General features: G+C 33.8%; 15 protein-coding genes and 2 tRNA genes. 7 read left to right on the forward strand and 10 right to left on the reverse strand.

Annotated features, from left to right (window positions below; all coding sequences use genetic code 11):
- Positions 1-1,740 carry a WG repeat-containing protein gene (locus tag AB3G39_RS00905; protein WP_369765803.1) on the reverse strand — a complete coding sequence of 580 codons (1,740 nt, stop codon included), beginning with the start codon at positions 1,738-1,740 and terminating at the stop codon, positions 1-3.
- A 54-nt stretch (positions 1,741-1,794) separates the two neighbouring features.
- Here AB3G39_RS00905 and AB3G39_RS00910 point away from each other — a divergent pair, with 54 nt between their 5' ends.
- Together AB3G39_RS00910 and AB3G39_RS00915 are read left to right on the forward strand one after the other, a co-directional pair.
- On the forward strand, positions 1,795-2,739 hold the full coding sequence (locus tag AB3G39_RS00910; protein ID WP_369752989.1) for a hypothetical protein: 945 nt from the start codon (positions 1,795-1,797) through the stop codon (positions 2,737-2,739).
- Positions 2,736-3,839, forward strand: a complete 1,104-nt coding sequence (locus AB3G39_RS00915) for a glycosyltransferase (RefSeq protein ID WP_369766254.1) — start codon at positions 2,736-2,738, stop codon at positions 3,837-3,839. The genes AB3G39_RS00910 and AB3G39_RS00915 overlap by 4 nt, the downstream gene beginning before the upstream one ends.
- Here AB3G39_RS00915 and AB3G39_RS00920 read toward each other — a convergent pair.
- Genes AB3G39_RS00920 through AB3G39_RS00930 form a run of 3 tightly spaced genes read right to left on the reverse strand, consistent with a single transcriptional unit; the run spans position 3,832 to position 5,451 of the window.
- Positions 3,832-4,545 (reverse strand): DUF4184 family protein, encoded by a 714-nt coding sequence (locus AB3G39_RS00920; protein ID WP_369765804.1) that lies wholly within the window; start codon positions 4,543-4,545, stop codon positions 3,832-3,834. The genes AB3G39_RS00915 and AB3G39_RS00920 overlap by 8 nt on opposite strands.
- A gap of 3 nt (positions 4,546-4,548) precedes the next feature.
- Positions 4,549-5,025: a hypothetical protein gene (locus AB3G39_RS00925; RefSeq protein ID WP_367773147.1), complete on the reverse strand. Its 477-nt coding sequence runs from the start codon at positions 5,023-5,025 to the stop codon at positions 4,549-4,551.
- A 45-nt stretch (positions 5,026-5,070) separates the two neighbouring features.
- Positions 5,071-5,451, reverse strand: a complete 381-nt coding sequence (locus AB3G39_RS00930; protein WP_367773145.1) for a hypothetical protein — start codon at positions 5,449-5,451, stop codon at positions 5,071-5,073.
- Between the two features lie 57 nt (positions 5,452-5,508).
- On the opposite strand from AB3G39_RS00930, the gene AB3G39_RS00935 reads away from it, so the two are divergent.
- Positions 5,509-6,009: a DUF456 domain-containing protein gene (locus AB3G39_RS00935; RefSeq protein ID WP_367756728.1), complete on the forward strand. Its 501-nt coding sequence runs from the start codon at positions 5,509-5,511 to the stop codon at positions 6,007-6,009.
- 175 nt (positions 6,010-6,184) lie between these two features.
- On the opposite strand, the gene AB3G39_RS00940 is transcribed toward AB3G39_RS00935, so the two are convergent.
- From AB3G39_RS00940 to dnaE, 6 genes are all read right to left on the reverse strand, one after another.
- A tRNA-Asp gene (locus AB3G39_RS00940) sits at positions 6,185-6,258 on the reverse strand.
- Positions 6,259-6,613: 355 nt separating this feature from the next.
- Positions 6,614-6,687 (reverse strand) — tRNA-Asp (locus AB3G39_RS00945).
- A gap of 85 nt (positions 6,688-6,772) precedes the next feature.
- On the reverse strand, positions 6,773-7,699 hold the full coding sequence (locus AB3G39_RS00950) for a DUF58 domain-containing protein (RefSeq protein ID WP_367773143.1): 927 nt from the start codon (positions 7,697-7,699) through the stop codon (positions 6,773-6,775).
- 182 nt (positions 7,700-7,881) lie between these two features.
- On the reverse strand, positions 7,882-8,199 hold the full coding sequence (gene trxA, locus AB3G39_RS00955) for a thioredoxin (protein ID WP_073244015.1): 318 nt from the start codon (positions 8,197-8,199) through the stop codon (positions 7,882-7,884).
- 344 nt (positions 8,200-8,543) lie between these two features.
- Positions 8,544-9,431 carry an outer membrane beta-barrel protein gene (locus tag AB3G39_RS00960; protein WP_369769639.1) on the reverse strand — a complete coding sequence of 296 codons (888 nt, stop codon included), beginning with the start codon at positions 9,429-9,431 and terminating at the stop codon, positions 8,544-8,546.
- Between the two features lie 194 nt (positions 9,432-9,625).
- Positions 9,626-14,155: a DNA polymerase III subunit alpha gene (gene dnaE / locus AB3G39_RS00965; RefSeq protein ID WP_369752986.1), complete on the reverse strand. Its 4,530-nt coding sequence runs from the start codon at positions 14,153-14,155 to the stop codon at positions 9,626-9,628.
- Between the two features lie 675 nt (positions 14,156-14,830).
- Here dnaE and leuC point away from each other — a divergent pair.
- From leuC to AB3G39_RS00985, 4 genes are all read left to right on the forward strand, one after another.
- On the forward strand, positions 14,831-16,225 hold the full coding sequence (leuC, locus tag AB3G39_RS00970; protein ID WP_367773138.1) for a 3-isopropylmalate dehydratase large subunit: 1,395 nt from the start codon (positions 14,831-14,833) through the stop codon (positions 16,223-16,225).
- A 182-nt stretch (positions 16,226-16,407) separates the two neighbouring features.
- The gene (gene leuD / locus AB3G39_RS00975; RefSeq protein ID WP_367773136.1) at positions 16,408-17,004 is read left to right on the forward strand and encodes a 3-isopropylmalate dehydratase small subunit; all 597 of its coding nucleotides are present in this window, start codon (positions 16,408-16,410) and stop codon (positions 17,002-17,004) included.
- Positions 17,005-17,132: 128 nt separating this feature from the next.
- Entirely contained in the window at positions 17,133-17,936 is an 804-nt protein-coding gene (locus tag AB3G39_RS00980) for a methyltransferase domain-containing protein (protein ID WP_367773134.1), read from the forward strand.
- A gap of 31 nt (positions 17,937-17,967) precedes the next feature.
- Positions 17,968-19,491: an alpha-isopropylmalate synthase regulatory domain-containing protein gene (locus AB3G39_RS00985; protein WP_367773132.1), complete on the forward strand. Its 1,524-nt coding sequence runs from the start codon at positions 17,968-17,970 to the stop codon at positions 19,489-19,491.
- Positions 19,492-19,520 lie beyond the last annotated feature (29 nt).

Below are 19,520 nucleotides of genomic sequence, written 5' to 3' on the forward strand. Positions count from 1 at the left end.
TTATTTTAAAAATTTCATTTCTAAATTTATCACTTCTTTTTCCTTCCTTGAAATTTTATTTCTAATAACTTCATTCTTGTTGTTTATAACAAAAAAATGTTCTTTTTTCCGAACATAAAACTCTTCATTACCTTTATTAGGAGCAAATGATTGAGAGCAAATAATCTCATAGTCAAAAGGAATAACGAGACTGTTTTCTATTGTTACAACTCCATATTTTTTATTTTTAACCAAAATAATCGTTTGATTACTTTTATAATATAATTTATCATAAATAACTGGAATAACAACTTTTCCATCTTTTGTAATTAAACCAAACTTCTGGTTTTTTGTAACAAAATGATAATTAGAACCCGGTCCATACTCCACCCAATTTGATATTTCACTATATTCGAAAGGAATAATCACGTTACCTAATCTATCTATTACACCGTATCTATCATTTAACTTAACAATGAAACGATTTTCTTTATCATAAGTACAAGGTGAAATATCTTGATAAATAAAATCAAATATTTTTTTAAAATTATAATCTACAATCCCCACTTGATCCGTTTTCTTTATAATATAGTACTGTTCTCCTTTATATGATTCGATGTATTCATGATCAATCGGCAACACTATGTTATTATTAGAATCTATCAATCCATATTTCCCATTCTTCTTTACAACTGTTTTTTTCGAACCGCCAAATCGTTCTATTTCTTGGTATTTCAAAGGAATTAAAAGTTTCCCTTTGCCATCAACAACTCCCGTAAGTCCATTTAACCCTTTAACCTGATAGATTCCTTTGATTTTATTATTTATCTTAGAATAGTCCTTAAAATAATCTTTTACATTATCAATTATTAAATTTCCTTTTTCGTCAAATAAAGTGAGATTATTATTTTTAAACCCTACATAACTATCTGATTCATTATATTGCTCTTGAAGGTACCCAATAGAATCAAATTCGGTTTTAATTATTTGAATCCCTTTTTCATTAATTACACCATAACCGTTTTTTAAGGCTACAATTGCCAAGCCGTTTTTATTAAAAATAGTTCCCGAACGATACTTTCCAAATGGAATTCTATCAAATAAATTAGAATCTAAATATCCTACTTTCCCTTCCTTCTTTACTAAAATCAAACTGCTTTTAGAAAAACTTACTTCATCATAAATAAAATCAGATAATTGTTTTCCTAAATTTGAATAAAATGCCCATTTATTATTTTTACACACTGCAATTAACTTAATTGATTCTAACAAAATAATATTTTGAAACTCAAAAGAAATAATCGGTTCTCCTTTTTCATTAATTATTCCATATTTAGATCCCATCTTAACTTTGGCTAGTCCTAAATGATTAAAGTCTTCAACTTCTTCAAATTGAAAAACGATAATCTCTTTCCCTTTTCTATCCAAAAAACCATATTTCCCCTTAATTTTTGCAGCTGCAAGCCCTTCTGAATACAAATCTAATTCTTCATATATAATGGGGACGATTTCATTTTGATGAATATCAATATAACCATATTTATTCCCTTTCATAGCATGAATCATTTTATGTTCATCAATAGGATTCAAAAAAGTATATTTTCCAAGAGGTATAACCACATTTCCTTTTGAGTCATTAAATCCCCACGAATTATCTCCATGAACTCTTACATAAACAGCTGAATTTTCTACAATTTTTCCTTTTTTACAAGAAATAAACAACAGAACCAGAAATAATAATATGAAAGAAGATTTTGCCAAAAGATTTGTTTAAAGTTTAAAGTTCAAAGTTTAAAGTTTTGTTTCTTTGCACTCATGATTTCAATTCCTCACAAAACTAAGCAATTCCTCGTACTTCTAATCAAAGTTTTGATTGTGGGTGGCGCATTTTATTTCATTTACAATCAACTCGCCAATAATGACAAACTAGACTGGGTTCAGTTTATAGTTAAATTCAAAAAGAACCAATCTGTACTTGGAATTGGTTTTATATTACTTTTGAGTGTTTTGAATCGCTATTTTGAGATTTTAAAATGGCAAAACCTGGCTTCCTATATTAAACCTATTTCCCTATCTGAAGCTACTAAACAAGTTTTGGCCGCGTTAACAGCGGGAATTTTTACGCCAAATGGTGTAGGTGAATATGCAGGAAAAGCATTGTACTATGAAAAACAAGATACGAAGCAAGTAGTATTCCTTAACCTGATTTGCAATGGTATCCAAATGGTATTGACAGTAATCATAGGAATATTTGGCTTGTTGTATTTTAATGCTAAATACAATGTGATTACTACAAAAACGGTTGCCATTATTTTTGGAGCATTATTACTAACATTTATAGTGTTATTTTCAGTGAAAAAAATTGCGATTAAAGGCTATTCTATCGAAAAACTGATTCATAAAATCAATGAAATACCAAAACGAATTCACCAGAAAAACATAGTATTAGGCTTTTCCCGTTACCTCGTTTTTTCGCATCAATATTATTTTCTATTCTTGGCTTTTGATGTCGACTTACCTTACTTGACTTTGATGGCTGCCGTAACTAGTGTTTATTTCTTAGCTTCCTCGCTACCTACTTTTCAGTTTTTGGACTTTGCAGTAAAAGGGAGTGTCGCCATCTTTTTCTTTGGAATATTAGGTGTAAATGAATGGATTGTCATATTTGTATCTACACTGATGTGGTTTCTAAATGTAGTTTTGCCAGTATTCATAGGTAGTTACTATGTACTGAGTTTTAAATCCCAAAAAATTGCATAATGCTTATTTTAATCATCATATTATCCATTTATTTCATAACTATTGGTGCTTTAATTTATGGCTTTACAAAAATAAAAAAGTATGATGCTATTGGCTTAGAACCAAAGACGGAATTCACTATTATTGTTCCGTTTCGAGATGAAACCGATAACTTACCCCTTCTTCTGGCTAGCTTATCCAAACTCAATTATCCAACAAACTTATTCAAAGTAATTCTGGTAGATGATGATTCTAAAGAAAAATTTCTGGTTCCAACTTTCACCTTTCAGGTTTCGGTACTAAACAACATCAGAATTTCAAAATCGCCAAAAAAAGATGCTATCGTAACGGCAATGAATACCGTAACAACGGATTGGATTATTACCACTGATGCTGATTGTGTAGTTGATAAAAACTGGTTATTAATTCTCGATAATTACATTCAAACGCATAAGGTTACTATGATTGCTGGTGCTGTGACTTACGATTGTCAAAACACTTTTTTACATCAGTTTCAACAACTAGACATCGCCAGTTTACAAGGCGCCACAATAGGAAGTTTTGGAATAAAAAAAGGGTTCATGTGCAATGGCGCTAACTTGGCCTACACCAAATCCCTTTTTCAAAAATTAAATGGTTTTGAAGGAAATGATAAAATTGCCAGCGGTGATGATGTCTTTTTATTGCAAAAAGCGATTGTTGCATTCCCAAAGCAAGTGCATTATCTAAAATCAAAAAATAATATTGTAGTTACAAAACCTTTGGACGATTGGAAATCCTTATTTTATCAAAGAGTGCGTTGGGCTTCAAAGACAAGTTCGTATCAAAGTGTTTTTGGAAAAACACTAGGTATAATTGTATTTACTGGTAATTTAGCTTGCATTTGGACTCTTGGATATGGGCTTTTACACTTTAGCAGTAGTCTTCTTTTTTTAAATTTGCTTGCATTTAAAATTATTGTCGATGCCATTTTAATCTTGCAATCCAATCACTTTTTAAATTCAAAAAAAACATCTTATCTTCTACTGAGTAGTTTATTCTATCCTTTTTTTAGTGTTAGTGTGGCCTTATATTCTCTATTTGGAAAATACGAATGGAAAGGACGACCATTTTCTAAATAGTTTTTTTATTTCTAAAAATTAAACCTGTCAAAGTAATGGCAATCACCATTGGAGAAATAATACTCACAACGGCATTCCCGATTTTTTCCAATTCTGTCCCAAAATAAAATCGCATCGCAATCAAAACCATAGCAAAAAGTACAGCTATCGACCAGTAACTCAAGTTAATTCTTTTGATATCTTTATTTTTTTCGGGCAAATTATAAATATAATATGCAATCCATATCAAACCAATTATTGAGCTAACATGCTGTGCAATCTTATATACAGGGATCCCGTAAATTTCTATATTAAAAAAAGAAAAATTTTGAACCATAAAGCCATCCCAATGTGTCATAGAATCCCATAAAATATGAGATACAGCTCCTAAAAAGAAACAAATTAAAACGGTGAAAATATTATTTTTAAAATAATTAACCCAATTTGATTCTTTTAATTCTTGCATTCTTTTTTGAAAAAAAACAGGAGTATTCTCTATAAATGGTCTTTTTATAATTTCATGAAAAGTAAACATCACTATAAAGCCCAAGGGAAAATCAATTAGAAATATACCAAGCAAAGTATGACTGATCTCGCTTTGCATTCTCATTCGGAAGAAATACTCCAAATCAGGTGACATAGAACCTACTATCAAAGCGGTAGCTGACAATTTTTTGTTTTTTAAAAACGGTAAAATAATAGCTGGATGTGATAAGGTAAAAGGCATTATTTATTCTACTTTAAGAATTACTGGAAGAATAAATTGTGTTGTCACAGGTATTCCTCGTTTTATAGCTGGATTCACTTTAGGAAAATCAACGAGCCTAACATGCAATATACTATCAATTTTTATGGTGTCATAAGCAACTGAATCTTTAGGAAATAGTGGCTCAAATTTCATTTTTGCATTTGGAAATATCGTGACTTTTACTTCGATAGTGTCTAATTCAGGATACAAGATTGAAAGGGTATCACTGCTTAATTTTTCCTGTATTAGTTGAGTTAAAAAGGTAAAGAAACACTGTTGTCTGCGCTCCTTATTCTCCAATTTATCACAATCAACAAAAGAAGGAAATTCATCGACTTCTTTCCAATTGATGGCTTTCAACTCTTTTTGCAACAATTCTTTTTCCGAAGGCACTTGCTTTTCGAAATATTGGCAGGAAGAAAAAAGTAAGAATACTAAAAAAAAGTAATAGTGCTTCAATGTTTTGGTTTTGAATTGGGCTAATATTTTATAAAAATACAATTATTATTTATGTGATGCTTTCGAAAGCAAATAATCTTGATAGCTTTCGGCGAACCATTTCCTTTTACTTGCCTCAGCAGCTTCTTTTTCCGCTGGATATAAAACTGCCAATCTATCGGAGAATGCTCCAATTTGAATGGTATAATTATAAAACTCTTTCTTTGTTAATATGAAATCAGGCATTCCTTTTTTACTAGAAAATTCAAAAAAAAGTTGATCAAATTGTTTCAATGAAAAATTAGAAACTTTCTTTTTATTCGCAATATAAATAGAATCTTTCAACAAGCTATCTTCGGTATTAATGGCTTTCGTTTGAGCATAAAGCGTTCCTGAAAAAATATTGAAAAACAACATTAACCCTATTATTAATTTAATTTTTCTCATATTCGTTTCTAAATTAAAAGCTATTATATTAATGCAAAATTACTAAAAAATTAAATTATGGACATACTACTTTTAATCATTGGTTTTATTTGCATGATTATAGGTGTTTTTGGCAGTTTTATGCCTGTAATTCCTGGATTAAGTGTAAGTTGGTTTGGCTTATTATTACTTTATTTTACAAATACTATTCCCGTAAATTACTGGGTTTTGGGAATTACATTACTAATTACACTCCTTCTTTCTGTTTTAGATTATTTCATTCCTGCCAAAGGCGCTAAAAAATTCGGGGGAAGTTCTTATGGAATTTGGGGAACAAATATTGGCTTATTTATCGGACTCCTTATTCCAATCCCTTTTGGGTTTATAATAGGTGCTTTTCTTGGAGCCTTCCTTGGCGAATTACTATATGATTCAAAAAACCATACGCGCGCACTAAAAGCTGCGACAGGATCATTGATAGGTTTTCTGGTTTCTAGTTTTATGCAGTTTTTAGTTGCAATCCTTTATTTGGGATTGTTTATTTCGATTGTTTGGCAATACAAATCGGCCTTGTTTTAATTTCCAAAACAGTTTAAAATCAAAAAAGCCATCCCGAGAAACGGGAAAGCTTTTCATTGGTCTAACTACTAAACCCGGTCTCGTTGCTACCAACTCGACCAAACAACACAACTAATCTTAAAAACCTTTTAGGGGCAAAAAAGCCTTTCCGTTAAGAAAGGCTCTCCCCAATATGCGGTCTGGACGGGACTCGAACCCGCGACCCCCTGCGTGACAGGCAGGTATTCTAACCAACTGAACTACCAGACCCACTCATTATTGCGGTTGCAAAGATACAATAGAACTCGAATAATACAATAGTTTATGCCTTTTTTAAATAAAATAATAAAGAAAAAACACAACCTTCTGATTACTATTGTTTTAAAACCAAATAAAAGTAAAATTACTTCAAAAACAAGCTTTAAATTGGATTCCTATCCAATAGCTGTTAATTAAAAATGCCCTTAAATCAAAAAAGCCATCCCGAGAAACGGGAAAGCTTTTCATTGGTCTAACTACTAAACCCGGTCTCGTTGCTACCAACTCGACCAAACAACACAACTAATCTTAAAAACCTTTTAGGGGCAAAAAAGCCTTTCCGTTAAGAAAGGCTCTCCCCAATATGCGGTCTGGACGGGACTCGAACCCGCGACCCCCTGCGTGACAGGCAGGTATTCTAACCAACTGAACTACCAGACCAGCTGCGTATTGCGGTGGCAAAGATACAATAGATTTCGAGTTACACAAACGTTTTTACTTAAAAAATAGCTTTTTTTTCGAAGTATTATCCAAAGTTTTGTTTCTCAGCCAAGTATGTCATTAGTATTTTTTCAAAATCGTCACTTACACTTACAGGAACGTATTTAATTCTATTTTGAGCACAAGTTAACGCTAGTTTTTTAAAGTACGATTGCATCTGTTTTTCATATTCCTGCTTCACATTATCGGCAAAAACCGAAATTTCTTCCCCAGTCTCTACATCAATAAACTTTCTTGGTCCATTGTCAAAGTCAAAATTCAATTCGGTTTTATTATCCACCACATGAAACAAGACTACTTTGTGTTTATTATGCTTCAAATGTTGCAAAGCATTTAACAACACTTCTTCCTCACCCATTTGAAACATATCCGTAAATAGAATAATCATCGAACGGCGATGCATTTTCTCCGCTATTTGATGTAAAAAAGTAACCGTATCCGTACTTTTTTTAATTGTAGGGGTAACCAACAAATTCTCCAATGTATTCAGAATCATTCTATGGTGACGATCACTCCCTTTTTCGGGAGCATAGTACTCATAACTATCCGAAAACACACTCAAGCCCACCGCGTCTCTTTGCTTCTTTAAAAGATTCATTAAGACCGCTGAGGCCAAAACAGAGAAGCCCACCTTATTTTCGTAGAAATTTTGATCTGCTTTTAATTTGGGATAATGCATGGACGAAGAGTTATCAATAATAATATGACAACGCAAATTAGTTTCTTCTTCAAACCGTTTTGTATACAATCGATCCGTTTTGGCAAACAACTTCCAGTCAATGTGTTTGGTGCTCTCGCCCACGTTATACACCTTGTGTTCTGCAAATTCAGCCGAAAAACCATGAAACGGACTTTTATGCATGCCCGATATAAATCCTTCGACCACTTGGTTTGCCAACAATTCTAGATGTTGAAAACTGGAAATTTTCTCTATTTGCGATTCGATCTTCATATTCCAAAGTTATTAAAAGATTGAATGAATTAAAAATTAAAAGATTACAAAACGCAAACGCACAATAAATAGAACCACAGAGGCTCAAAACATATTTATCGGATACAAAAAAAGGCTTGACTTGCGCCAAACCTTTAATCTGAATTTATTTAAAAATTCTATAATAAATCATAATCTACCGATTACAACAAAGCGTCCAAACTATCTGCGTAAGTTTGCTTAGGAGCTACTCCTACTTGCTTTCCTACTACTTCTCCGTTATGAAAAACCAAAACTGTTGGGATGTTTCTCACTCCGTATTTTGCAGCAAATTCTTGGTTTGCGTCAACATCAACTTTCCCAATTACCACTTTCCCGTCGTATTCAGTACTCAATTCGTCAATGATTGGTCCAACCATTCTACAAGGTCCGCACCATGCTGCCCAAAAATCCACCATCACTGGTTTGTCTGATTTCAAAACTACTTCTTCAAAAGTAGCGTCTGTTATTGCTAAAGCCATATTATCTTTATTTAAAGTTTAAAGTTTTAATCGATTTCAAAACTAGAGTACAAATTTAGAAATTAAAAACAAACCAAACACTATTCGTAAATTAGTTTTGATTATAAAAGCATTGTAATTCGTTATACCTCCAAAATCTTAGATTTATTGTGAAATCTTTAATCTTAAAAAACCTGCAAATGAATTGTTTTCTTGTTTTTATGAAGCTATTCCTGCTGTCCGCTATATCTTTTATGACCTGATTGCCTCGTACCTCGTCAAAACAGTCCATAAAAGGATGCCGTTACCATCAGGGCTAAAAAAGAGATAACCTACCACTCCTTTTTATAAAATCAACTCACTGCTTATAGACTATATCTTAACCCTAAAGTTAAACCAACACCACTAATACTAATATAAGAACTTAAATCATCTGTTGGCTTTGAACTATCAAAACCAGATGCGTTAGTCTCTTGATTGTTTGAGTTACGATCTATATGATCCGAATAATTAGTATATCGCTCAGCAGTAGTTACATATAGCGGATGCCCCTCTGGCAAAGTCAAACGGTCCGTACCATTATAAGTATAGGCTGTTACTTCCTTATCTTTACCATGAACTGTAAAATTACGGTATTCAATTTCTCCAAAAGCGGCTAGTTTTCCGGAAATTTTATAGGAAGTCCCCAATGCAGCAAGGAACCCTACGGTCGGATTTGGCTTAATTACATCTTCACGATAAATCACAGCTCCATTAGATATTGCATTGGTTTTAATATCTAGTTTACCATTAACTGGCACAATTACCCCCACTTTCGTATACGGTTCAAATCCTTTTACTTTACCTAAATACAATACTAATGCAGGAGCTAAATCTAGTGCCCTTACTTGACCTTTAGCTTGTAAAACCGTTACATCCTGAGAAATGGTCTCTACCATAGTTTTACTATTGCTCGCATAATAATTAACCCCCATTTCAGCACCTAAACGATCCGTAAAACGGTATCCAATTGACAAACCAGTTCTAAATCCTTCTCCAAACGATCCTGTTATACTTTCTTTCGAAACGAGCACTCCATTTTCATACACCTGTTTTAATGGTTCTCTACCGTTAACACTTGGAAACTCAGTCGCAGCGGCTTGTACAAAATACGATCCTCCTAATTTAAAATACCAACTTTCCTTCTTTTCAGTTTGACCAAAAACAGACATTGTAAAAGCTATAAATCCTAATAAAAATAGGTTCTTTTTCATGTTTTCTATATTTAATTTACTACAAATTTAAATTAAATTTGTAGTAAATTAAAGTCATTTTAAAACATAAACTATTAATACAAATACCCCAAGTTATTAGATAAATTAATCCCTATTTGAGTACGATTTAACATATTAAAACATAAAAAAACCAAAAATTTAACCGTTAAAAAAAGTCCTTATTTATTAAGTTACTAATTCAACTTGAAATTAATTTGTAATTTTTCTAATTCAAATAACAATTCATTTGAAATCTTAATTTTAAGCCTTCTACTAGGCATGGTCAACTTAGTCACTACTTTAATTTCTTCCACTTCAGTAACGCTAATCGCCTTATTTCCTACTTCATCTGACACCTCAACATCTTCGTTTTCTTCTACAAAATCTTCTCCTTCTGGCAGTTCAGCAACAGTTTCTACAATTTTTTTAATCTTTTCCAATTCCATAATTTCAAAAGAAACTTGACCGTCTCCCTTATTTTCCTGAAAAAGATGACTTAATTTATGGATAAACTCTGCTTGTAAATCGGTGATATTCAATAAAACAACCAATTTTTTAGCAAACGTATCCAATACATCTTGTAAATATTGAACCAACATAAATTGAATTCTTGGCTCACTCCTTTTACCCGTATCTTGATTTACCCAGCCTTCTTTTACTAACACTTTCATATAAGTAAAATTATTTTGAATGAAGAAATGCCTGAATTTTAAATATTCTTCTCCAAAAATCTTGAACTCGTAACTTTCGTCATATCCTTCCAAATTGAATATCCCCCAGCCTTTCCCGTTTTTGGCAACTCGATGTTGCACATTATTTATAATTCCTCCAAAGGTCAAATTTTTACCTACATGAAGTTCTAAGTTTTTAAGCGCTTCTAACTTAGCATTGCAAAAATATTTCATCTCAAATTTATAATCATCCAATGGATGTCCCGAAATATAAATTCCAACTACTTCTTTTTCTTTAGCCAGTTTTTCCATAGTGCTCCAATCTTCACAAGGCGGCACAATAGGCTCATCAATTTGAACATCACTGCTTTCGCCAAACAAACTTACCTGTGAGGAGTTTTCGTTCTCTTGAAACTTGGCACCATAACGAATGGCTTTTTCATAAAAAGTAATTCCATCGCCATCATCATGAAAATATTGAGAGCGTAAAGTCCCTTCAAAAGAGTCAAAACCGCCTGCCAGTATCAGATTTTCTAAGGCCTTTTTATTGGCAGCACGCAAATCAATACGTTTGGTTAAATCAAACACTGATTTATATCGACCGTCTTTTCTATTTTCAACAATAGTATTCACGGCTCCTTGTCCCACTCCTTTTATGGCTCCCATCCCAAAACGAACTGCATAATTGTCATTTACAGTAAATTTATAGTACGATTCATTGACATCTGGACCTAAAACTTCTAAGCCCATACGTTTACATTCCTCCATAAAAAACGAAACTTGCTTGATATCACTCATGTTATTCGAGAGTACTGCTGCCATGTATTCAGCCGGATAATTCGCTTTTAAATAGGCCGTTTGATACGCAATCCATGCATAACAAGTGGAGTGTGATTTATTAAAGGCATATTCCGCAAAGGCTTCCCAGTCTTTCCATATTTTTTCTAATTTATCCTCAGCATGCCCTTTGGCTGCAGCCTGATTAATAAATTTAGGCTTCATTTTATCCAATACATCCTTTTGCTTTTTTCCCATTGCTTTACGTAAAACGTCAGCATCACCCTTGGAGAAGTCGGCTAATTTTTGAGACAAAAGCATTACCTGCTCTTGGTAAACTGTAATCCCGTAAGTATCTTTCAACAGTTCCTCACAAGCATCAAGATCATAAATAATCTCTTCTTCTCCATTTTTCCTTTTAACAAAACTTGGAATATAAGCAATTGGTCCAGGACGATAGAGTGCATTCATGGCAATCAAATCGGGAAAAACTGTCGGTTTCAATTCCTTCATGTATTTCTGCATTCCAGGACTCTCATATTGAAATATCCCTACCGTTTCTCCACGTTGAAAAAGCTCGTACGTTTTCAAATCATCAATTGGAAACTCGTCCGGATTCAAATCGATATTACTTCTATATTTAACTAGTTTAACCGTGTCTTTTATTAAGGTCAGGGTTTTCAAACCCAAGAAGTCCATCTTTAACAAACCAGCAGTTTCAACAACGGAGTTGTCAAATTGGGTTACATATAAATCGGAATCTTTGGCCGTAGCTACAGGCACAAAATCGGTAATATCACTAGGCGTAATAATTACACCACAGGCGTGAATCCCTGTATTTCTAAGATTTCCTTCTAACACTTTGGCTTGCTGAATCGTCTCACCACCTAATCCATCTTCCCCAGCCAGCTCAATTAGTTCTTTTATTTTATCATATTCTTCAGGGCGAACCGCTTTTTTAATAAGCGCCTCATCCTCATTCAGGAATCGTGCTAAATTCCATTTGGATGGCATCATCCCAGGAATTAGTTTTGCAATTTTATCCGCTTCAAACAAAGGCAAATCCAATACACGAGCCGTATCACGTATCGCTGATTTGGTTGCCATTTTTCCGTAAGTAATAATTTGCGCTACCTGTTTTGACCCGTATTTTCGAATCACATAATCCATCACACTGCTACGTCCTTCATCATCAAAATCGATATCAATATCGGGTAATGACACACGATCGGGATTCAAGAAACGCTCAAAAAGCAGGTTGTATTTTAAAGGGTCAATATTGGTGATTTTTAAACAATACGCCACTACTGAACCCGCTGCAGATCCACGTCCAGGACCTACAGAAACCCCCATTCTTCTCGCTTCGGCAATTAAATCTTGTACAATCAAGAAATAACCTGGATAACCTGAATTTGAAATAGTTAATAATTCAAAATCCAAACGCTCCCTTACCTCTTCCGTGATTTCTGGGTATCGTCTATTAGCTCCTTCGTAAGTAAGATGTCTTAAATACGCATTTTCCCCTCGAACTCCACCATCTACTGCATCTTCAGGAACATTAAATTCTACTGGGATTTCAAACTTAGGCAGCAAAACTTCCCGTGCCAGATTGTAAATTTCGATTTTATCAACAATTTCAGTTAGATTCGAAATCGATTCTGGCAAGTCGGTAAAGAGTTTTTTCATCTCCTCACCGGTCTTGAAATAGTATTCTTGGTTGGGTAACCCAAAACGATAACCCCGACCACGACCTATAGGTGTAGTTTGTTTTTCACCATCTCGCACACAAAGTAAAATATCGTGCGCATTGGCATTGGCCTTATCAATATAAAAGGTGTTATTTGTCGCTACAATTTTGACCTCATGCTTTCTCGCTAATGAAATCAAAGTGGTATTCACCCTATTTTCATCTTCTTGATTGTGGCGCATTACCTCAATATAGAAATCATCTTTGAATTGTTCTTTCCACCACAATAAGGCTTCTTCAGCTTGGTTTTCACCAAGATTTAAAACTTTATTTGGTATCTCTCCATACAAATTTCCTGATAAAACAATGATGTCTTCTTTGTACTGCTGAATGACTTTTTTATCAATTCTGGGAACATAATAAAAACCTTCAGTATACGCGATTGAAGACATTTTAGCCAAGTTATGATACCCTTTTTTGGTCTTCGCCAAAAGTACTATTTGGTATCCATTGTCTTTTCGAGACTTATCTTTGTGATCTTCACATACAAAAAACTCGCAACCCACAATTGGTTTCATAGGAACCTCAGTTGGTTCTTCACCATCAGCAATTAAAGTTGCATTCTTAGCTTCAGCTGCTTTATTATGATTTAAAACATCTCTAACAAAGTGAAAGGCTCCCATTAAATTCGCATGATCCGTCATCGCGACAGCAGGCATTTTTTGTTGCGCAGCCGCTTTCACCAATTGTGCAATACTAATAGTTGATTGTAAAACCGAAAACTGGGTGTGATTGTGTAAATGAACAAAGTCAGTATCTACAAGTACTTTTTTATTCTCAGTAAGTTCTTGTTTAGAAAGTACAGCCGCTTGCTTTTCGCCAAACTGCTGACGAATTTTATCTGAAGCTTCTTTTAAATTAATATGTTTTAACCCAATAAGCTGAATTTCCCTTGGATTCTTTGATTGAAAATCCTGAAAATAACCAGCTGGAACATCTAGTTTTTCCTTAGTAAAACTTTCTCTTCTAATCAATTCAAAGAAACATCGGGTAGTTGCCTCTACATCGGCAGTAGCGTTGTGCGCTTCAGAGAAAGGCCTATTGAATAAATACTGATGTAATTCGGTTAGCGTTGGCAACTTGAAACGTCCCCCACGACCTCCTGGGAGTTCCAGTAATTTTGCAGTCACTTCCGTACAAGTATCAAGGACAGGCATGGAAGCCATTGGACTTTCAACTCCTAAACGATGGAACTCACAACCCATAATGTTGACGTCAAAACCTAAGTTCTGACCTACAATAAATTTAGCTTTACCTAACGCTTCATTGAACTTCTCTAAAACTTCAGCTAAAGAAATCCCGTTTTCCTGAGCCAATTCGGTAGAAATTCCATGAATTCGTTCTGCATCATACGGAATATTAAAACCTTCGGGCTTGACCAAATAATCTTGATGCTCGATGAGTTTTCCCATATCGTCATGCAGCTGCCAAGCGATTTGTATACATCGAGGCCAGTTGTTTGTATCGGTTATAGGGGCATCCCAACGCTTTGGTAATCCTGTGGTCTCCGTATCGAATATTAAATACATAGCTGTAAATGAGGTGATTGCAATTTGTGTGAATTACAAAAAATGAATGTCAAATTTAGTTGTTTTTTTAAGTAAAAACTAACGCAAGTTATCAACAAAAGAACACTACTATAAAAATCTTATTGCTCTTCACAATTCGTAAATTAAATTCAATTTCAATACTGCTAAACTCAAAAAAGGAAGGGCAAAGTCACAAAAAATTGCACTGCCATTTTTTTGGATGTCGTAGTATTTACTTAAAAAAAACAAATACAATCAAGTCGAAAAAGCAATTTTAATTCTACTAAAAATCAAATAAAAAGAGGTCTACTCCAAAAATAAAAAACAAACAATCATTGACTATTCGATACAAAAATACCTAAATATTAGTTTTTTAATCATAAAAAAGTTTGCTTTTAGTGTTTTAGGCATTAAATCATCAAAACTTTAAAATCCCGTTACCTCTTTTTTTAACCATCCGCGAAAGAAAATAAAAATAAAAATAAAAACAGTTTACAAAACACCAAATAGATAAAAGGAAGTGGTAAGCAACCGTAAAAACAGTTTGGGTATCGTATATAATGAAGAATCGAAATTGACAACTTTAATTGTTTTATTAAATTTGCTCTCCATGTTTACAATTTTAGAAAGTTAACTTGATTGGAACTAAAGAAATACACTTAAAAAATATTAAAAATGAGTACTACATTATTTGACAAAGTATGGGATTCGCACGTGGTGCGTAAAATTGAGGATGGACCAGACGTGTTTTTTATTGACCGTCATTTCATTCATGAAGTGACTAGTCCTGTTGCTTTTTTAGGTTTAAAAGAAAGAGGAATTAAAGTTTTATATCCAGAGCGCACTTTTGCTACTGCCGATCACAATACACCAACAATAAACCAACATTTACCAGTTGAAGATGCTTTATCAGCAAATCAGTTGAAAGCATTAGAGGATAACGCTGCTGAATATGGAATTTCACACTGGGGACTAGGTCATCAAAAAAACGGAATCGTTCACGTAGTTGGTCCTGAAAACGGAATTACTTTACCTGGTGCTACCATTGTTTGTGGAGATTCACACACTTCTACTCATGGAGCTTTTGGAGCGATTGCTTTTGGAATAGGAACTTCTGAGGTAGAAATGGTTATGGCTACTCAATGTATTATGCAGCCAAAACCAAAGAAAATGCGTATCAACGTAAACGGAACTTTGAGTAAAGGTGTAGGTCCAAAAGACGTAGCACTTTATATCATTTCTCAATTGACAACTTCTGGAGGAACAGGTTATTTTGCTGAATATGCCGGAAACGTTTTCGAAGACATGTCTATGGAAGGTCGTATGACAGTTTGTAATTTAAGTATCGAAATGGGTGCTCGTGGAGGTATGATTGCTCCAGACCAAAAAACATTCGATTTCCTTGAAGGTAGATTATATGCGCCAAAAGGAGAAGCTTGGACAAAAGCAGTTGAATACTGGAAAACATTAAAAACAGATGCGGATGCTATTTTTGACGCCGAATTAAACATCGACGCAGCAGATATCGAACCAATGATTACTTATGGAACTAATCCAGGTATGGGAATTGGTATTTCTAAAAGTATCCCAAATGCTAGTCAAGTTCAAGGTGGAGCTGAAACCTATAAAAAATCATTAGCCTACATGGGCTTTGAAGAGGATGATGTAATGATAGGAAAACCTATTGACTTTGTTTTCTTAGGTAGTTGTACAAATGGTCGTATTGAAGATTTTAGAGCTTTTACAGAAATTGTAAAAGGACGTAAAAAAGCAGATAACGTAACAGCTTGGTTGGTTCCAGGATCTCACGTTGTCGAAGCACAAATCAAAGAAGAAGGATTATTAGACATTCTTACTGAAGCTGGTTTTGTACTGCGTCAACCAGGATGTTCTGCTTGTTTAGCAATGAATGATGACAAAGTACCCGCAGGAAAATACGCGGTAAGTACTTCAAACAGAAACTTCGAAGGGCGTCAAGGTCCAGGTTCAAGAACTCTGTTAGCTTCACCAATCATGGCAGCAGCAGCGGCAGTTACTGGAAAATTAACAGATCCTAGAGATTTGTTTTAAAAATTTCAGAATGCAGATTTTAGATTTCAGATTTCGCTAACGAATAGCTTTTACTGAATTACAACCTAAAATCTTCAATCGAAAAATGATTTACATGATTAATAAAAAACATTTTGGAATATCAATTTAGTCTTTCAAAAGAGAATCTAAAATATGAATTCTAAAATCTAAAATTACAAAAAATGGCATACGATAAATTTAACATCCTTACCAGTAGTGCAGTGCCACTACCTATAGAAAACGTAGATACAGATCAAATCATCCCTGCTCGTTTCTTGAAAGCTACTAAACGTGAAGCCTTTGGAGACAATCTCTTCAGAGACTGGAGATACAACGGAGACGATACTCCAAAAGCAGATTTCGTTTTGAACGACTCAACTTACTCAGGAAAAATCTTGGTAGGAGGGAAAAACTTTGGTTCAGGTTCATCACGTGAGCACGCTGCTTGGGCGGTTTACGATTATGGATTTCGCGCAGTAGTTTCTTCGTTCTTTGCAGATATCTTCAAAGGAAACTGTTTAAATATTGGTGTTTTACCTGTTCAAGTGAGCCCTCAATTTGCTGATGCAATCTTCAAAGCAATTGAAGCGGATCCAAAAACAGAATTAGAAATCAACTTGCAGGAGCAAACGATTACTTTGAAAGCTACTGGAGAAAAAGAATCTTTTGATATTAATGGATACAAAAAGAACAATATGATCAATGGTTTTGATGATATTGATTATTTACAAAATATCAAACCAGAAATAGTAGGTTTTGCAGATAAACTGCCATACTAAAAAATCGAGTTCAGTATATTTAGACCTGACAGATTTTTAAAAGCTGTCGGGTCTTTCTAAATTAAGCAAATCAGTATAATTGTTTAAAATTATTCGACAAAAAATAAATTTAAATAATTCAATTATAAATGAAAGCTAACAAACACATACAAAGAGACGAAGAAGCTAATAAAATATTTGATAATAGAAGTCTAAAAAAAGATTACAGGCACTTGATTCAAATTTTGAAACCTGGTATGAAGGTTTTAGATGTAGGTTGCGGGACAGGTACAATTTCGAAGGATATTGCCAATATTATAGGACCAAAAGGAAAAATAACCGGAATCGACAATACAGAAAATTTTATTTTAAGTGGCAAAAAATCGTATGGTAATAGCGTAAATCTAGAACTTATTCATGTTGATTTATTTGATTTCCATCCAAATGAAAAATTTGATTTAATTGTTTCAGCCAGAACATTACAATGGTTGAGCAATCCAAAAGAAGCTTTGATAAAAATGAAATCATTATTAAAGTCAAACGGACAAATTTCGATTCTTGATTATGACCACATAAATATGATATGGAATCCATCCCCACCAGAAAGTATGCAAACATTTTACAATACGTTCTTAAAATGGAGAGCAGATGCTGGAATGAATAACAGAATTGCAGAAGATTTACCTAATTTATTTAAAGAAGTAGGTTTTCATTCGATTGAAAAAATTAACTCAGATGAGTTTTACAATAAAGAAGATTCCAATTTTAAATCGAAAATAAGTATTTGGTCAAAAGTGGCAGGCTCAACACAAATGGTAGAAGAAGGTTATTTAGACAATAATTTGCGATTGAAAGCCATTGAAGAATATAATAATTGGATAGAAACAGAAGCGATTTCGATGACAATGAAATTAAATGAGGTGAGAGGAAAAAACCAATCACCACAACAATAATTTTCCTTTAAAAGGAATTTAGAACAGGAATATGGAAAAAAGAAAAATTGAAATAATGGATACGACACTCCGCGATGGTGAACAAACCTCAGGAGTATCTTTTTCTGCCGCAGAAAAACTAACCATTGCCCAATTATTACTGGAAGAATTAAATATTGATCGAATAGAAATTGCTTCTGCTCGAGTAAGCGAAGGAGAATTTCAAGGCGTAAAAGGCATTATGGCTTGGTCCAAAGAAAAAGGGTATACGGACCGCATAGAAGTTTTGACTTTTGTAGACGGCGGATTATCAATTGAATGGATGAAAAAAGCAGGAGCCAAAGTTCAAAATTTATTGACCAAAGGCTCATTGAATCATTTGACACATCAATTAAAAAAAACTCCCGAACAACATTTTTCCGAAATTGCAACAGCAATAACTTTAGCCTCAGCAAATAATATTGAAACAAATGTTTATTTAGAAGACTGGAGTAATGGAATGCGTAATTCACCCGAATATGTATTTCAATATTTAGACTTTTTGACTAAACAACCTATCAAAAGAGTCTTATTACCCGATACTTTAGGAGTTTTAATTCCTTCAGAAACTTTTGAATTTATTTCAAAAATCATAGCAAGATACCCAAATACCCATTTTGATTTTCACGCTCATAACGATTATGATTTAAGTATTGCCAATGTTATGGAAGCGGTAAAAGCTGGAATTCAAGGGCTACACGTAACGGTAAACGGAATGGGAGAACGTGCTGGAAATGCACCGCTTGAAAGTACCGTTGCAGTTATTAATGACTTTTTACCTCAGATAGAAATTGGCGTAAAAGAATCTTCTTTATACTCTGTGAGTAAATTAGTAGAGACCTTCACTGGATATCGAATTCCTGCTAACAAACCTATTGTAGGAGATAATGTTTTTACACAAACCGCGGGCATCCATGCCGATGGAGACAATAAAAATAATCTCTATTTTAATGATTTACTTCCAGAACGTTTCGGGAGAAAAAGGCAATATGCGCTAGGAAAAACTTCTGGAAAAGCCAATATTGAAAAAAACCTTCAAGAATTAGGACTGAAATTAAACCAAGAAGATTTAAAACTAGTTACACAACGAATCATTGAACTAGGTGATAAAAAAGAAACGGTAACCAAAGAAGATTTGCCTTATATCATTTCGGATGTACTGGACAGTCATTCCTATGAAGAAAAAATTTCGGTAGAATCTTATTTACTGTCACACGCCAAAGGTATGCGCCCCTCAACTACATTGTGCTTGAAAATTGATGGCGAAATAATCGAAGAACATGCACAAGGTGACGGACAGTTTGACGCTTTTATGAATGCATTAGCGAAAATATATACTAGCAAAAAATTGGTTTTACCAAAGCTGATTGATTATGCAGTACGTATCCCTCCTGGTAGTAGCTCAGATGCTTTGTGTGAAACCATTATCACTTGGACCAACAATGGAAAAGAGTTTAAAACGAGAGGACTAGACTCCGATCAAACTGTTGCTGCAATTATAGCAACTCAAAAAATGCTTAACGTAGTTACCAACTAAAGCACTATTTTTACAAAAAAAGAAGAAAG

This window comes from Flavobacterium sp. WC2416 (assembly GCF_041200095.1).
In the GTDB taxonomy this organism is placed as follows: Bacteria; Bacteroidota; Bacteroidia; order Flavobacteriales; family Flavobacteriaceae; genus Flavobacterium.

What these genes read in the sequence shown, in the direction of transcription:
- AB3G39_RS00910 (WP_369752989.1), top strand. Translation starts at nt 1,795, where the DNA reads ATGATTTCAATTCCTCACAAAACTAAGCAATTCCTCGTACTTCTAATC.
- AB3G39_RS00920 (WP_369765804.1), bottom strand. Translation starts at nt 4,545, where the DNA reads ATGCCTTTTACCTTATCACATCCAGCTATTATTTTACCGTTTTTAAAA.
- AB3G39_RS00930 (WP_367773145.1), bottom strand. Translation starts at nt 5,451, where the DNA reads ATGAGAAAAATTAAATTAATAATAGGGTTAATGTTGTTTTTCAATATT.
- AB3G39_RS00935 (WP_367756728.1), top strand. Translation starts at nt 5,509, where the DNA reads ATGGACATACTACTTTTAATCATTGGTTTTATTTGCATGATTATAGGT.
- AB3G39_RS00950 (WP_367773143.1), bottom strand. Translation starts at nt 7,699, where the DNA reads ATGAAGATCGAATCGCAAATAGAGAAAATTTCCAGTTTTCAACATCTA.
- trxA (WP_073244015.1), bottom strand. Translation starts at nt 8,199, where the DNA reads ATGGCTTTAGCAATAACAGACGCTACTTTTGAAGAAGTAGTTTTGAAA.
- AB3G39_RS00960 (WP_369769639.1), bottom strand. Translation starts at nt 9,431, where the DNA reads ATGAAAAAGAACCTATTTTTATTAGGATTTATAGCTTTTACAATGTCT.
- dnaE (WP_369752986.1), bottom strand. Translation starts at nt 14,155, where the DNA reads ATGTATTTAATATTCGATACGGAGACCACAGGATTACCAAAGCGTTGG.
- leuC (WP_367773138.1), top strand. Translation starts at nt 14,831, where the DNA reads ATGAGTACTACATTATTTGACAAAGTATGGGATTCGCACGTGGTGCGT.
- leuD (WP_367773136.1), top strand. Translation starts at nt 16,408, where the DNA reads ATGGCATACGATAAATTTAACATCCTTACCAGTAGTGCAGTGCCACTA.
- AB3G39_RS00980 (WP_367773134.1), top strand. Translation starts at nt 17,133, where the DNA reads ATGAAAGCTAACAAACACATACAAAGAGACGAAGAAGCTAATAAAATA.
- AB3G39_RS00985 (WP_367773132.1), top strand. Translation starts at nt 17,968, where the DNA reads ATGGAAAAAAGAAAAATTGAAATAATGGATACGACACTCCGCGATGGT.